The organism is Novosphingobium humi, assembly GCF_028607105.1.
In the GTDB taxonomy this organism is placed as follows: Bacteria; Pseudomonadota; Alphaproteobacteria; order Sphingomonadales; family Sphingomonadaceae; genus Novosphingobium; species Novosphingobium humi.
In genome coordinates, this window is record NZ_CP117417.1 from 1,462,699 (window position 1) to 1,476,556 (window position 13,858).

Here is a 13,858-nt window from a genome sequence, read left to right on the forward strand (position 1 = left end):
TCCCGGGCCCATCTGCTACGTGGGGAATTGCGCACCTCGGCGTCTCCCCAGCTACGACCCCCAAAATCCGGTTGACGGTTGACGGTTGACCCCATGACAACAGCTTCGCTCGCCCAATATGCGAAGATCCACGGCGCGTCGAAGCAAGCCGCAAGCAAATGGAAAAGTCGCGGAGTTCTGGTCTTCTCCGGCGAACTGGTTAACGTGGAAAAGTCCGATCAGAGGATGCGGGACGCGGGTCTCGGCAATTTCAAACGAGGGTCAACTGATGCGCCGCCGGTTGACCGTCGGCGTCAACCGGTTGACGCTGACGGTGAAGAGGTTGACCCTGACGGCAACCCGGTTGACGGGGTTGGAGATCAGTACGATCCCTCACAGATCGACGACTTCTTGGGCGACCTGGAGCAGGGCAGATATACTTCGCAGGTCAATGCGCAGCGGATCAAAGAAAATGCCCTTGCCGCCCGCCAGCTGCTGAGCCTGCGCCGCGATGCGGGCGAGCTGATCGAGATCGAACGGGCGGGGAAGGTCTTTTTCAAGCTGGCCCGTCAGCAGCGCGATTCATGGATCACCTGGCCGGTCAAAATCGGGCCTTTGCTCGCGGCGGATCTGGGCGTGGAGACGGCCCGCGTCGTCGAGGCATTAAACGTCTATGTCCAAGAGCAGCTCGAAGCCCTTGGCGAGCCCGAGCCGGACTTCTCGGAAGGAGACACAGAATAGGCGGCTGATCGAGCACTTCCGGCTGGGCTGGCGCCCGCCGCCGCGGATCAGCATCCCTGAATGGGCCGATACCACCCGGGTAAAGCCACGCGGCGCCGGGAGCACCGCAGGCCAGTGGCGGACCAGCGACGTGGAGATCGCGCGCGGCCCGATGCTGGCTGTCACCGAGCCCGGCGTTCACACCATCTCCGCGATGGTGGCCACGCAGCTGCTCAAGACCAGCCTGATCGAGAATGTTTTCGGCTATCATGCCGATCTCGATCCGGCGCCGATGATGATCGTCCAGCCCAAGGACGACGCGGCCGAGCAGTTCAGCAAGGAGCGTATCAGCCCCTTCATCAGTGCTACCCCCGCGCTGCGAAAGATCATCGGGACCGGCAAGAGCCGAAATTCTGAGGAGACAATTGACTATAAGGCCTTCCCGGGCGGCTTCCTTGCCCTGGTCGGCGCCGGCAGTCCGGACAACCTGGCCCGCCGTCCGCTGCGCATCATCATGTACGATGAAATCGACAAGTACCCGATCACCCGGGAAGGCTTGGCGATGGACATCGGCGATGAGCGTCTGGCGTCCTTTGCTAACTGGCTTTCGATCCGCGTCTGCTCTCCCACGGTCAAGGGCGAGAGCAATATCGAGAAGTCCTATCTCGACAGCGACCAGCGCCGCGCCAGCGTGGCCTGCCCGCATTGCGGCCACCGCCAGTTTCTGGACTTCTTCGACCACGTCCATTGGGACAAGACCGAGGACGGCCAGCACAAGACGGACACCGCTGCGGTCTATTGCGAGGCATGCAGTGTCGGTTGGTCCGAGGCTGAACGCCGCCGGGCGCTGAACACGATCCGCTGGCATCAGACCAGGCCGTTCGACTGCTGCGGCGAAAAGCAGATCCCGCTCGATGCCTATGCCAGTACCTGGCGCAACGGGCAGCCTGATCCCGTCGATCGGGTCTGGGACTGGTGGGCGTCCAACCGCCACGCCGTCTATCGCGCCAAATGCGTCCATTGCGGCACATGGGCGGTGCCCAACGAACATGCGGGCTTTCAGGCGGGCAAGCTCTTCAGCCCGTGGGATCGCGACCGACCCGCAATGATCGCGAAGAAGTGGATCAAGGCGCAGGGCGACGAAGACAAGCTCCAGCCTTGGTGGAACACGCAGGCCGCGTGGCCTTACAAGCGCAACGTCGGGGCGGAGATCTCCCTCGATGCGCTGGCCGCGCGCTGCGAGATCTGGGAGGCTGAGGTTCCCGACGGCGTTGCGGTGATGACCACCGGCATCGACGTTCAGGATTACCGCGTCGAAATAGAGAACGTCGGGTGGGGCCGGAACGAAGAAAGCTGGTCGATCGACTATCACGTCATCGACGGCGAGATCTCCGATCCGGAAGTGCAGGCCCAGATCGATGCCTATCTGGCGCGGGTCTGGTTCCGCGCAGACGGACGGCCGTTTACCACGCGCGCGATCTGTATCGACTCCGGCGGCCACCATACCGATGCGGTTTACAATTTTGCCAAGGCGCGCCTCGGCCGCAAGGTCTGGGCGATCAAGGGAGAGAGCGCAAAGACCGGTCACACCAACCCTGTCTGGCCGATCAAGCGGCCAAGCTCCCGTTCGAAAAAGTCGTTCCGGCCGATCATCATCGGGGTCAACGCGGCCAAGGATTTCGTCCATGCGTCCCTGCGCAAGACTAAGCCGGGCCCGGGCTACATGCACTTCAATGTGCAGACCGACGTCAACCGCTTTGCCCAGTTGACGGCCGAACAGATCGAGTGGACCGGGCATGGGTCGCTGCGCCGGCGCAAGTGGGTGCCCAAGCCCGGGCGTGCGAACGAGGCGCTCGACTGCCGTGTCTATGCCTATGCCGCGCTCCATGGCCTGATGCACATGGGACTGAAGCTTAACCGACTGGCCGACGATGTCGGCGCCGCCATCACGCCCGGAACGGTCGGGTCCGGATCTCCGGAACCTGAAGATCAGGAACTGCCGCCGTCCGATCCGGGAACGCCCGCCCCGTCACCGCCTGCGCAGCCACCGCCAACACCTCCGAAACCGCCCCAGCCACCGCCACGGCGGGGGCGCCCCGACGCCCGCAAATTAGGCCGCCGCCTCGCCTGAAGGAATGCCATGCGCTTCAATCCCCAGACCAGTGTGCTTGCCGGGATGGATACATCCGTCCTGCAGGCACGCTTGGCCCAGATGCAGCAGGATTACCTGGACCTGATGTCGGGCGCCAAGGTGGTCAGCGCATCCTATACGCAGGGCGAGGGCGGCAAGTCGGTCACCTATGACCGCACCAACATAGCCCAGCTGACCATGGCAATCCGGCAGCTGCAGGCGCAGCTCGGCATCATCCGCAGCCCGCGCCGGGCCATTGGGGTTCGCTTCTGATGCCGACGCCGCCCGCCATCCTCGACAATCAGGGGCGCGTGATCTCCTCAACGGATATCGCGCGCATCCGGGAAGGCGCGCGAGGCGGCCGCGGGCGCATGCGCGGATCCTTGTCGGGACAATCGCCCCAGTGGTTTCCCTATGACGGGGCCGACTGGAGCTCAAAGGAGCTGGGAGGGTGGTATCCGTGGATCCGGTCGCCCGACTCCGAGATCAACATCTATCGCGACCGCATGGCCGCGCGGGTGCGCGATCTCCGGCGCAACGACCCGTGGGTATCCGGTGCGATCAGCCGCATTCTCGATTCCACCATCGGCGCATCCTATCGCTTTGTGGCCAAGCCCGATTACCGGGTGCTGTCGCTGCACGCCAAGGGCTTCGATGCCGTCTGGGCGGCGGAATATCGGCAGGCGCTGGAGGCCCTACTGCGCGATTGGGCAGACGATGTCGGGCATTACGCCGACCTGACGCAGGAAATGAGCCTGTCGCAGATCTTCCGTGTGGCGCTCGGGCATAAGCTGGTCGACGGCGAAAGCGTCCTGATGGCCCATTGGCGGCCCGACCGGATCGGGCCGGGCGCCGCGAAATGGGCGACCTGCCTGCAGGGGATCGATCCCGATCTGCTGTCCAACCCCTATCAGGGGCCCGACACTCGGTATCTGCGCGGCGGCGTCGAGCTGGATGATGATCAGGTTCATGTCGCCTATCATTTCCGCAAGGCGCATCAGTACGACTGGTACAATTCTGTCCAGAGCATGCAATGGGAGCGGGTTGAACGGATCGATCCGGATGGCTGGCGCCGGGTCTATCACGATTATGACCCTGAGCGTTTTGGTCAGAGCCGCGGTGTCTCTGTTTTCGCGCCGGTCATCAGCAAGCTCAAGATGCTGGCGCGCCTCTATGGTGTGAAGCTGCAGGCCGAAAACGTCGCCGCTGCATTTGGCATCTACATCGAATCCCCGTTCGACACCGAAATGATCCAAAAAGCGCTGGAAGACGAGGATCAGACCGAACAGGCGTTGGGCTGGTACCAGGACATGCGCGCCGATTTTCACGCGGAGCGCGACCTGCAGGTCAACGGCGTCAAGCTGGCGACGCTGGCGCCGGGCGAGAAGATCCAGTCTGTGGCGCCCGGCGGCGGTCAGCAGGATATCACGCCCTTTGCCCACGAGATGCTGCGTGCGGTGTCGGTCTGCCTCGGCACATCAGCCGAGGAGGTTCACAACGACTATGGCGACAGCAGCTGGTCATCGGCGCGCGCGGGCATCGTCCAATCCGAAAAGACCTATACCCGCCGCTGCGAGGATTTCAGCCAGAACACCGCGACGCCTGTTGTCGCCACCTGGCTCGAGGAACCGTTTGAACGCGGCCTCCTGCCGCTGCCGCGCAATGCGCCGTCCTACATCGAACAGCGCACCGCCTATTCGCGGGGGCGCTGGCTGGGCGCAGCGCGCGGCTGGGTCGATCCTGTGGCCGAACGTCAGGGCGTGGTGCTGGGGCTCGATGCCGGGCTTTCGACCATGGAGGACGAATGCGCGCGGCAAGGCGCCGACTGGGAGGAAAACCTCGAGCAGCGGGCGATCGAATACAAGCGGATGAAGGAACTGGGCCTGCCTGCGCCGCGCTGGTTCGGGCAGGATTACTCCGCCACCCAAGCAGCGCAAGCGCCTAGCACGGAACAGCCCTGATGTTTTTCGATGTCACCCGCATTGGCGGCCTCATACCCCTGCGCGTTGCGGTCTCTGCAGTGGCCTATCTGGCCGATGCGCCTGACGGTTGCGCACTGCGCCTGATCGGGGGCGAAACGATCCGCGTCAATGAAGACCCGGCCGAGATCGAGCGGCGCATGATCGAGACCCAACTGCCGGCGCAGGCGGAGTTTGTCGGCAACGCGGGGATCGAGCCGCTTTCGCTTCAATCCGGGCGCGTTCACCCCAAGCCCAAAGCCAGGAGATCGCGCTGATGCGCTTGCCGCTCAATCTGATCACCGGCCTTTTCAACACCCCTGTGGCGCTGGCCCCGTCATCTGCGCCCCTGGTCATGCAGCTGCTCGATCAGGCCGGAAAGCTCGAAGCTGAAACGCCGGGAGGCACGCCCGAGCGCGAATGGGGCATGCCGCGCAACGAGCGTGCTGAAGCATGCCCCTATGACATCATTTGCGGTGTTGCTGTCATTCCGGTCAAAGGAATCCTGATCCAGCGGCTTGGCTGGCTGTGGCATTACGGCGATTGGCTGGGCGTGTCGGGCTATGATCGCATCCGGTATCAGTTCATGCACGCGCTGGCCAATGACGCTGTGGATGCCATTGCTTTCGATATCGACAGCGGGGGCGGGGACGTCGCCGGTTGTTTCGATCTGGTCGACACCATCTATGGCGGGCGTGGCATCAAGCCGATCGCGGCCATTCTGGGCGAAAACGCCTTCTCCGCCGCCTATGCCATCGCGTCGGCCGTCGATCCCAAGCGGCTGTGGGTGCCGCGCACGGGCGGTACCGGTTCGGTCGGGGTGATTTACATCCACCTGTCGATCGCCGGTTATCTGAAGCAGATGGGCGTGGTTCCCACCCTGATCACCAAGGGTGCGCTGAAAGGCGAGGGCAGCGAGATGGTTGCCCTGTCCGAAGACGCGCGCGAGCGGTTTCAGCGCGATGTCGATACCGTCGGCCGCCTGTTCGACGAAACGGTGGCGCGCAACCGCGGCATGACCCGCAAACAGGTTTTCGACACTCAGGCCGGCACGTTTCTGGGTGCCGATGGGGTCGACATTGGCTTCGCCGACGCGGTCGCCGCGCCGGATGAGGCGTTCCGGGCGCTGCTCAAGCAGCTCTGACGGGGGCCCGGCCCCGCATCTGGCCTGACGCCAACACGGAGTGACCCATGAATTTCAGCAATCTTTCCGCCGGGACGAGCCGCTTTGCGCATTTCGCCGGTCTGTCCCGTCCAAGCCGCCGGATGGCGGAGGACGATGAGGATCAGGATGAGCAGAACGGCAAGCGCTCGCGCCGCGCGTCGGAGGATAATCCCGATGACGATGGCGACGATGACAAGTCCAAGGGCAAGCGCTCGCGTCGCGCATCGGAGGATGATCCCGATGATGATGGGGATGACGATAAGTCCAAGGGCAAGCGCTCGCGCCGCGCGTCGGAGGACGATCCCGACGATGATGGCGACGATGACAAGTCCAAGGGCAAGCGTTCGCGCCGCGCAGCCGAGGACGATGACGACGAAGGCGACGACGACAAGTCCAAAGGCAGGCGTTCGCGTCGCGCGTCCGAAGATGACGAGGATGATGACGAGGACGACAGCCGCGAGGAAATGCACGGCCGCAATGCCCGCGCTTCGGCCCGCGTCCGCGAGCAGCAGCGCATTGCCGCCATCCTCGGCCATAGCGCGGCTGCCGCCAATCTGCCGCTTGCCGTCAGCCTGGCCTGCGAGACCCGTATGACCCGCCGCGAAGCGATCCGCACCTTGCGCGGCCAAGCTCGACCGAACCGGGATGATCGCGATGATGATGGCGGCGATGGCCGCCAGAACCGCCATGCTCGCTCCGAACGCATGAACCGCAACACCAATCTTGGCACCGATGTCGAAATCACCGGCACCAAGGCGGTCGATGCCAGCTGGGGCGCTGCCTTTGCTAAGGCGGGTATCAAGACGCGCTGATCCGCGCCCCTGCAACAGGCCTTAGCACCGGGCCTCTTCCCCCAAATTTTTGAGAAAGGAGCCCGGTCATGGGCAATCCCACCAATCCCGTTTTCATCGAAAACCGCCGTGAAGGCGGCTTTGTCGTCTGGGATCCCAGCGACGGCATGCTGACCCGCGAAGCGATCGTCCTGGCATCCGGGGGCGGCGTCTGCATCGCCGGTCTCGTGCTGGGGGCCCTGTTTACCGGTGGCGCGGCCACGGCGGCCGCTTTGGGCACCAACGTCGGCAACGGGACGTTTGGCGCGATCACCGTCGGCAATGCCGCCAAGGCGGGCGTCTATACCGTCGAATTCGACGATGCGACCCATTTCATCGTCAACGATCCGACCGGCATCGAAGTGGGCCATGGTGTGACCGGTACCGCCTTTTCCGCCGGCGGCCTTGGCTTCACGATCACGGCCGGCGGCACGGCTTTCGCCGCGGCGGACAGCTTTACGATCACCGTTACCGGCGCGCTGAAATACGGTCCCTTTGATCCCACCGCCACCAACGGTCTGCAAAACGCCGCGGCTATCCTGTGGAGCGGTTATCGCGATGCCACCTCTGCCGATCGGCGCGCGGTGGCTAATGTGCGCGGGCCGATGAAGGTGCAGATCGCCGAACTGCTGTGGGGCGGCAACGTCACCACCGATGCGCAAAAGACCGCCGCACTGGCGCAGTTGAAGGCGCTGGGCATCCTGTCGGTCTGATTATTCTGCCGGCCGGATCCCATAGGGATCTGGCCCTCCTGCGCCGGTCCTTCGGCGCCTGATTTTCCCGTCTCGAAACATCCACTGAACCGGTCAGCGCGCGCTGCCCGTCCCCTTGGGCTGCGCGCGTCATTGGCGTGGCCTCCCATTTGGAGCTCTCCATGTCGATCATCAATATCTTCCGCCAGGATCCGTTCTCCGAAGTTGCGCTGACCAGCCAGGTCGAACGCATCCCGCACCTGCCCAGCATGCTGGGCGACCTGGGCGAGGCGCTGTTCAACGACAATCCGATCCGCACCACGGCTCTGGCGGTGGAAGAGCGTGACGGCGTGCTGACGGTGGTTCCGCTCAGCCAGCGCGGCCAGCCCACCAATGCCGAACGCACGACCGAACGCCGCAGGATGCGCTACTTCGACGTGCCGCGCATCTTCAACGGCGACACGATCCATTCGCACGAGCTGCAGAATATCCGTGAATTCGGGCAGGAAACCGTCCTGATGCAGGTGCAGACCGAAGTGGCGCGTCGTCTGGGCGGTCCGACCGGCCTGCTTTCGGTGCTGGATTACACCGAGGAATATCAGCGTCTGGCCGCTGTCCAGGGCATGCTGCTCGATGCCGACGGCAGCGTCTGGTTCAACTGGTTCGACGAATTCGGCTTCGCACAACCGCCGGAAATCGCATTCAACCTTGATGCCAAGGTCGAATATTCGCTGCGTCCGATCATCAACGCCATGGTCCGTTCGATGGCGCGTTCGTCCAAGGGGGCGTTCACCACGGCGACCAGCGTCTATGGCCTGTGCGGCGACAGTTTCTTTGACGCCTTCATCACCCATTCCGACGTCGAAAAGACCTATAAGAACTGGTCGGACGCTACCGAACTGCGCAAGGGCGGGGCGTTTGAAAGCTTCCCCTTTGCCGGGGTGAACTGGGTCAACTATCGCGGTTCGGACGACAACACCACGATCAAGATCCCTGATGACAAGGTGAAGTTCTTCCCCGTCAACGCGCCCGGCGTTTTTGAAAAGGCGATGGCGCCAGGCGAAAGTTTCGACTGGATCAATACGCCGGGCAAGGAACGCTATGTCGTTCCGATCTTCGACCGCGATCGCAATTCCTGGTGGCGGATGGAGGCCTATGGCTATCCGCTGTTCATCTGCAAGCGCCCCGAAGTGCTCCGCACCGGCCATCAGGGCGCCTAAGGGCAGGCGGCCATGGCCATCAACTGGGACAGCCTCGTGCTCGGGCCTTCGATGAAGGCTTTCGGGGAGGAGGTTGTCTATGTCCCGCGGGGCGGCCAGCCCATCACGATTCCTGATGCGGTGTGGGATGAGGCTTCGACCGAAACCCATATCGTTGACGGCGAAGAGGTGGTTATCCAGACCCCAACGCTGGGCATCCGCGCGGCCGCGCTGAACGGCATTGAGGCCGTGCAAAGCGACCGGGTCACCATCAGCGCGACAGGCAAGACCTATGTCGTGGCCCGTCCGCTGCCGGATGGCCATGGCCATATTCTGCTCAAGCTGATGAAAGCGCAGCCCTGATGCCTTGGCCCGCGCCGGACGATATCGTCACCTCGCAGCTGCTGCTCGGCCTGTTCGAGACGCAGCTGCGGGCCGATGGCGCCACCGATGCCGGCGCGCGGGTCTTTCAGCCCGCCGACTGGCCGACCGTGCGCGGGCAGATGCCGATCATCAAACTGCGGATCCTGCGTGAAAGACGCCAATCGCAGGGCCGATCCGGGCCGCCGCAATACACCACCACCGCCCTGATCCGCGTGATCGGCGAGGTGGAGGCCTATGCGAGCGAGGACAATGCCGGCGCGGCGGCAGCCGAGGCCGCCTGCTGGCTGCTCAAACGCCAGATCGAGGTGGCGATCGTCAATTCGCATGATCTGTTCATGCGGATCCAGCAGATCGCCTCGATCGACAGCGGTCTGGTGATCTCGGCAGAGGGTGCAACCCATATCGCCGCGATCGTCATGGATTTCGTGATCGAGTTTTTCGAGGACGCCGACAGCTTCGCCCCGATCGCCGCCGACGATATGGCCGAGGTGGATCTGACGGCCGCCAACCATCCGCCGCTTTCGGCGCAATTCCCCCTCAATCCCTAGGAGCCTGCCCATGCGCGTCATCTGCGCCCCGGATCGCCTTGTGCTGCATCCGCACACCCGCCGCCCGATCGATGGCGTTCGCGGCATTCCCCACGACGAAGGCGATTTCGCGATCGCGCAGCTGATTGCCCATGGCGACCTGCTGCTGATCGAAGACGAGCAAGGCGATGACACCGCTGAAGCCGCGGACGTGCCCGTAACCGAAGAAAAGGAATGATGGCATGACCGTGCCTTTCGTAAATACGCCGTCGAACCTGCGCATTCCGCTGTTCTTCGCCGAACTCGACCCATCGAAGGCCAACACCGCGCAGGCGACCCAGCGCACGCTGCTGGTGGGTCAAATCATCAGCGGAGGAACCTATACGGCGGGCACGCCGGTGCGGGTTGCTTCGGCGGCCGAAGCGGTGACGGGCGGCGGGAAGGGCTCGATCCTGTCGCAAATGGCGGCCTATTACGCGCTCAATGACAGCGCGGGCGAAGTATGGGCGCTGCCCCTGGCTGATGCCGGGGGCGCCACAGCGGCCGCCGGCACGCTGGCCGTAACCGGCACGGCCACTGCGCCCGGCACGATCGCACTCTATGTTGCGGGGGTGCTGGTTCCGATTGCGGTTTCCACGGGCGATACGGCCAGTGTCATCGCCGCCAATATCGTGACCGCGATCAATGGTTCCGATGGGCGGGTCGGCGGCAATCCGGCAATGATCGCCTGCGGCTTGCCGGTGACGGCATCGGCCACCGGCGCCAATGTCACGGTGACCGCGCGCAATGCGGGCCTGCTGGGCAACGATATCGACCTGCGCGTCAACTTTCTCGGCACCGCCGGTGGCGAGGCATTGCCCGCCGGGGTGACCATTGCGATCACGGCCATGGCCGGCGGCGCGACCAACCCGGCGCTTACCACGCCGCTCACCAATCTTTCCGATCAGGCTTTCGATTTCATCGTCTGCGCACAGACGGACAGCGCGGCGCTGACTGCCCTGAAGGCCTTTCTGGCCGACACGGCGGGTGGCCGCTGGAACCCGCTCTCACAGATCTATGGCCATGTCTGGACCGCCATGCGCGGCACCGCAGGCACCGTGGCTGCCGCTGCCGCCGCGCAAAACAACCAGCATCTGACGATCGTTCCGTTTTACGATGGGCCCAATCCGGTCTGGGGCTGGGCGGCTGCTTTCGCAGGCGCGGGCGCGCAAAGCCTGCGCAACGATCCGGGGATCCCGCTGCAGTTTCTGCCGGTGCAGGGTCTGCTGGCTCCCATCATGGCGTCGCGCTACCTCCAGCCGGTCCGCAACACCACGCTGCTCTACAGCGGCTGTTCGACTTGGCTTGTCGACGCCACCGGGACGGTGCAGATGGAGCGCATCATCACCACCTATGTCGCCAATGCTCAGGGGGCGGCCGACAATTCCTATCTGAACGTCGAGACGCTCTACACGTTGATGTTCGTCATGCGGTTCATGCGCAGCTGGGTTCAGACCAAATATGCCCGCTGCAAGCTGGCCGCCGACGGAACGCGCGTGAAGGCGAATTCCCGCGTCGTGACGCCTGCCGTGATCCGGGCCGACATCATCGCCTCCTATCTCACGCTCGAGGAGGATTTTGCGCTCGTCCAGCAATCGGATGCCTTTGCGCAGAACCTGATCGTGGAAAAGGACCAGACCAATCCTGATCGCGTTAACGTCCTGTGGCCGGGAACGCTGATCAATCAGCTGCGCCAGTTCGCCACCCTGTTCCAGTTCCGCCTGATCTAAGGAGGTCACTATGTCCGCCATTGCGGGAACCCTGTCGATCACGATCGACGGGACGAATTATGCTGTGTCCGGATCGGGCACCTATTTGGTCAGCAGCAGTAACCGTGAAACCCTCACCGGTCAGGATGGGGTCCACGGTTATAAGGAAATGCCGCAGGCGGGTCATATCGCCTGGACCGGCCGCGACAGCAACGCATTCAAGATCGCCGACCTCAATGCGGCCGATGGCGTCACCGTTGTGGCGGTTCTGGCCAATGGGAAGGTCATCATCGCGAAGAACGCCTGGCGCGATGGTGAGCCGGCCGAGGTCAACACCGAGGACGGCACCTTCAGCATCCGCTTCGCCTCGGCCAGCGTGAAGGAGCAGTAAGGTGGCCGAGACGACCGAGAATATCCCGGAACAGCTGATCATCACGCTGCGTAAGCCGGTAACGCTGGGCGATATCACCTATACCGAGCTGCGCCTGCGCGAGCCCACGGTGGGCGAAATGATCGAGCTTGGCGCGGATGAGGGCTGGAAAGCCGACGCGAAGGCGATTGCCTTGATTTCCGGGGTTCCCGAACCGGCGGTCCGCAATCTGGGCGTGCGCGATGGCAAGCGCGCGGCGGAGTACCTGGGGCGTTTTTTCGCCGACGCCCCCTCGACTGGCGCCGACGCCTGAGCCTGCTCGGGCAGCTGCATGGCAAGCTGCCCATTGAGCTTTATCCCTACACCTGGCGCCAGGTGAACGACTGGCTGGAGTGGGCGGATCATGTCTGACGAAGCCAAAATCGGCGTTGCCATTGAAGCGGAAAACCGGACTGATCCGGGATCGAAGGCTGCCGAAAAGCGCCTTTCTCAGGTCACGAAAAATGCCGCCAAGCAGTCCAAGCGGCTTTCCGACGAGATCCGCCGCAACAATCGTCAGGCGGCCAATGACGATGAAGCGATCGTCAATCGCCGCAAGCGTTCGCTCTTCTCCTATGCCAAGGCCGCCCATCAGGCCTTTTCGCAAATGGAGCAATCCGCCGCGCGAACGCTCGGCACGCGGTCGGTTTCGGGTGGCCTTGGCGGCATCCTCAGCCAGGGCGGCAATGCTCTGGGCATATTCAGGAGCGCAATGACCGGTGCAGCAACTGAAGCCGGCGGCTTCGAGCTGGCGCTGGGCGGTGTGGCCGGCGGCGTGGGGATGGTTGCCGGCGCTTTGGTGGCGGGCACGATCGCCAGTCAAAAGTTTGGGGCGAGCTGGGCTGATAATACTGCCAAGATCAGCCGCTTTGCAAAGATCTGGGGCGTCAACGCGCAGACCCTTCAGGCCTTTGAGGCCGGAGCGCAGCGGTCCGGCGCGGAAAAGGGCGCAGGCAGCCAGGCGATCGCCGGGATCGAGCAATCTTTGAACGGCGCGCTTTATGGCAGCAATCCGGGCGGATATGACGTCATGCGGCGGCTAGGTCTTGCCATCCCGCGCAAAAAGGACGGCAGCCTCGATCTCAACGAGAAATTCCTTGGCCGGTTGGCCGATGCCATTTCAAAGCGGAACCCTGAAGGCCAGCGGCGCATTGCCAATGAGCTGGGTATCCCGCTGGAGGTCCTGCCGTTTCTCACCCAAGGCGGGAAGGCATTGCAGGCTGACCTGGCCAAAAGCCAGCGGTTTTCGAACGTCCAGTCGGCTGCGAGCCTTGCCGATGCCGAGAGGATCCAATCGAAGAACGCGACGCTGGGGCAGGTCGTCGACCGGAACAAGAGCGTTCTGGGCCACAAGGCCGCGACGATGACCGAAGGGGTTCTCGATAAGGAAATTGCCGCTGCGCAGATCTTTTCTGATGCGGTCGGAGGGAATTTCAAATCCTCGATCGGGATATTGAAGCAGGCTGGCGAGACATTTTCCCAAGCCGTCGATACGTTCATGCTGACCAGCAACCCGCTCCTTTATGCGGCCATCAAAGGAACCCAAGGAGCGGTGCATTCCGGCACCGCAGCTGGTGGTGTCTTGAGCCGAACCTGGAACCAGGCCCAGAAATTGGGTAGCTCGTTGTACGAGCGTATCGAACATCTTGGCGAAAATTCACGTCAGGACCAGGTGAGCTCGAAGGGAGCGGTTGGCGTGGCGCAGATCATGCCCAGTACAGCCCAGCAGGTCGCACGCGAGAACAATATTCCCTGGGATGAAAAACGTTTTCGCAACGATGCGGCCTATAACCGCCGCCTAGGTAAGCTCTACGCTGATCAGCTCTTCAAGCGGTACAATGGCAACGAGGTCTTGACCGTAGCGGCCTATAATGCCGGGCCTGGCCGCGTCGAGGCATGGCGCCACAGGTTTGGCGACCCCAACAAAGGCCAGATCAGCAACGAAGATTTTGCGGGCAGCATCCCGTTCAAGGAAACCCGCAATTATGTCGGCCGGGTGGCGGATCCATCGAAGGTCCACGTCACCGTCGAAATGAAGGGCGCCCCGCCGGGGACCAAGGTGACCGCGCGCAGCACCGGCGGCGCGGTCAGTACGGCCATGGCGAATTGATCCGAA

General features: G+C 63.4%; 16 protein-coding genes. All 16 read left to right on the forward strand.

Annotated elements, in window-relative coordinates:
* Positions 1 to 93: 93 nt before the first annotated feature.
* The 16 genes from PQ457_RS06755 (at position 94) to PQ457_RS06830 (ending at position 13,852) form a co-directional block, all read left to right on the forward strand.
* Positions 94 to 720: a hypothetical protein gene (locus PQ457_RS06755; RefSeq protein WP_273618967.1), complete on the forward strand. Its 627-nt coding sequence runs from the start codon at positions 94 to 96 to the stop codon at positions 718 to 720.
* Positions 653 to 2,830: a phage terminase large subunit family protein gene (locus PQ457_RS06760; protein WP_273618968.1), complete on the forward strand. Its 2,178-nt coding sequence runs from the start codon at positions 653 to 655 to the stop codon at positions 2,828 to 2,830. Before PQ457_RS06755 ends, PQ457_RS06760 begins: the two co-directional genes overlap by 68 nt.
* A gap of 9 nt (positions 2,831 to 2,839) precedes the next feature.
* On the forward strand, positions 2,840 to 3,103 hold the full coding sequence (gene gpW / locus PQ457_RS06765) for a gpW family head-tail joining protein (protein ID WP_273618969.1): 264 nt from the start codon (positions 2,840 to 2,842) through the stop codon (positions 3,101 to 3,103).
* Positions 3,103 to 4,791, forward strand: coding sequence for a phage portal protein (locus PQ457_RS06770; RefSeq protein ID WP_273618970.1), 1,689 nt, complete (start codon positions 3,103 to 3,105; stop codon positions 4,789 to 4,791). The genes gpW and PQ457_RS06770 overlap by 1 nt, the downstream gene beginning before the upstream one ends.
* On the forward strand, positions 4,791 to 5,066 hold the full coding sequence (locus tag PQ457_RS06775; RefSeq protein WP_273618971.1) for a hypothetical protein: 276 nt from the start codon (positions 4,791 to 4,793) through the stop codon (positions 5,064 to 5,066). The genes PQ457_RS06770 and PQ457_RS06775 overlap by 1 nt, the downstream gene beginning before the upstream one ends.
* Positions 5,066 to 5,932 carry a S49 family peptidase gene (locus PQ457_RS06780; protein ID WP_273618972.1) on the forward strand — a complete coding sequence of 289 codons (867 nt, stop codon included), beginning with the start codon at positions 5,066 to 5,068 and terminating at the stop codon, positions 5,930 to 5,932. The genes PQ457_RS06775 and PQ457_RS06780 overlap by 1 nt, the downstream gene beginning before the upstream one ends.
* Before the next feature lie 47 nt (positions 5,933 to 5,979).
* Positions 5,980 to 6,765 carry a hypothetical protein gene (locus PQ457_RS06785; RefSeq protein ID WP_273618973.1) on the forward strand — a complete coding sequence of 262 codons (786 nt, stop codon included), beginning with the start codon at positions 5,980 to 5,982 and terminating at the stop codon, positions 6,763 to 6,765.
* 68 nt (positions 6,766 to 6,833) lie between these two features.
* A complete protein-coding gene (locus PQ457_RS06790) occupies positions 6,834 to 7,496 on the forward strand; it encodes a head decoration protein (RefSeq protein WP_273618974.1) in 663 nt (220 codons plus the stop codon).
* 161 nt (positions 7,497 to 7,657) lie between these two features.
* On the forward strand, positions 7,658 to 8,695 hold the full coding sequence (locus PQ457_RS06795; protein WP_273618975.1) for a major capsid protein: 1,038 nt from the start codon (positions 7,658 to 7,660) through the stop codon (positions 8,693 to 8,695).
* A 12-nt stretch (positions 8,696 to 8,707) separates the two neighbouring features.
* Complete coding sequence (locus PQ457_RS06800; RefSeq protein ID WP_273618976.1) at positions 8,708 to 9,037, forward strand: head-tail joining protein; 330 nt, start codon at positions 8,708 to 8,710, stop codon at positions 9,035 to 9,037.
* A complete protein-coding gene (locus PQ457_RS06805) occupies positions 9,037 to 9,606 on the forward strand; it encodes a hypothetical protein (RefSeq protein WP_273618977.1) in 570 nt (189 codons plus the stop codon). The genes PQ457_RS06800 and PQ457_RS06805 overlap by 1 nt, the downstream gene beginning before the upstream one ends.
* Positions 9,607 to 9,616: 10 nt before the next feature.
* Positions 9,617 to 9,823, forward strand: coding sequence for a hypothetical protein (locus PQ457_RS06810; protein ID WP_273618978.1), 207 nt, complete (start codon positions 9,617 to 9,619; stop codon positions 9,821 to 9,823).
* A 4-nt stretch (positions 9,824 to 9,827) separates the two neighbouring features.
* Positions 9,828 to 11,354, forward strand: a complete 1,527-nt coding sequence (locus PQ457_RS06815) for a phage tail sheath subtilisin-like domain-containing protein (protein ID WP_273618979.1) — start codon at positions 9,828 to 9,830, stop codon at positions 11,352 to 11,354.
* Positions 11,355 to 11,364: 10 nt separating this feature from the next.
* Entirely contained in the window at positions 11,365 to 11,724 is a 360-nt protein-coding gene (locus tag PQ457_RS06820) for a phage tail tube protein (RefSeq protein WP_273618980.1), read from the forward strand.
* A gap of 1 nt (position 11,725) precedes the next feature.
* Positions 11,726 to 12,016, forward strand: coding sequence for a phage tail assembly protein (locus tag PQ457_RS06825; RefSeq protein WP_273618981.1), 291 nt, complete (start codon positions 11,726 to 11,728; stop codon positions 12,014 to 12,016).
* 90 nt (positions 12,017 to 12,106) lie between these two features.
* A complete protein-coding gene (locus PQ457_RS06830; protein WP_273618982.1) occupies positions 12,107 to 13,852 on the forward strand; it encodes a transglycosylase SLT domain-containing protein in 1,746 nt (581 codons plus the stop codon).
* Positions 13,853 to 13,858 lie beyond the last annotated feature (6 nt).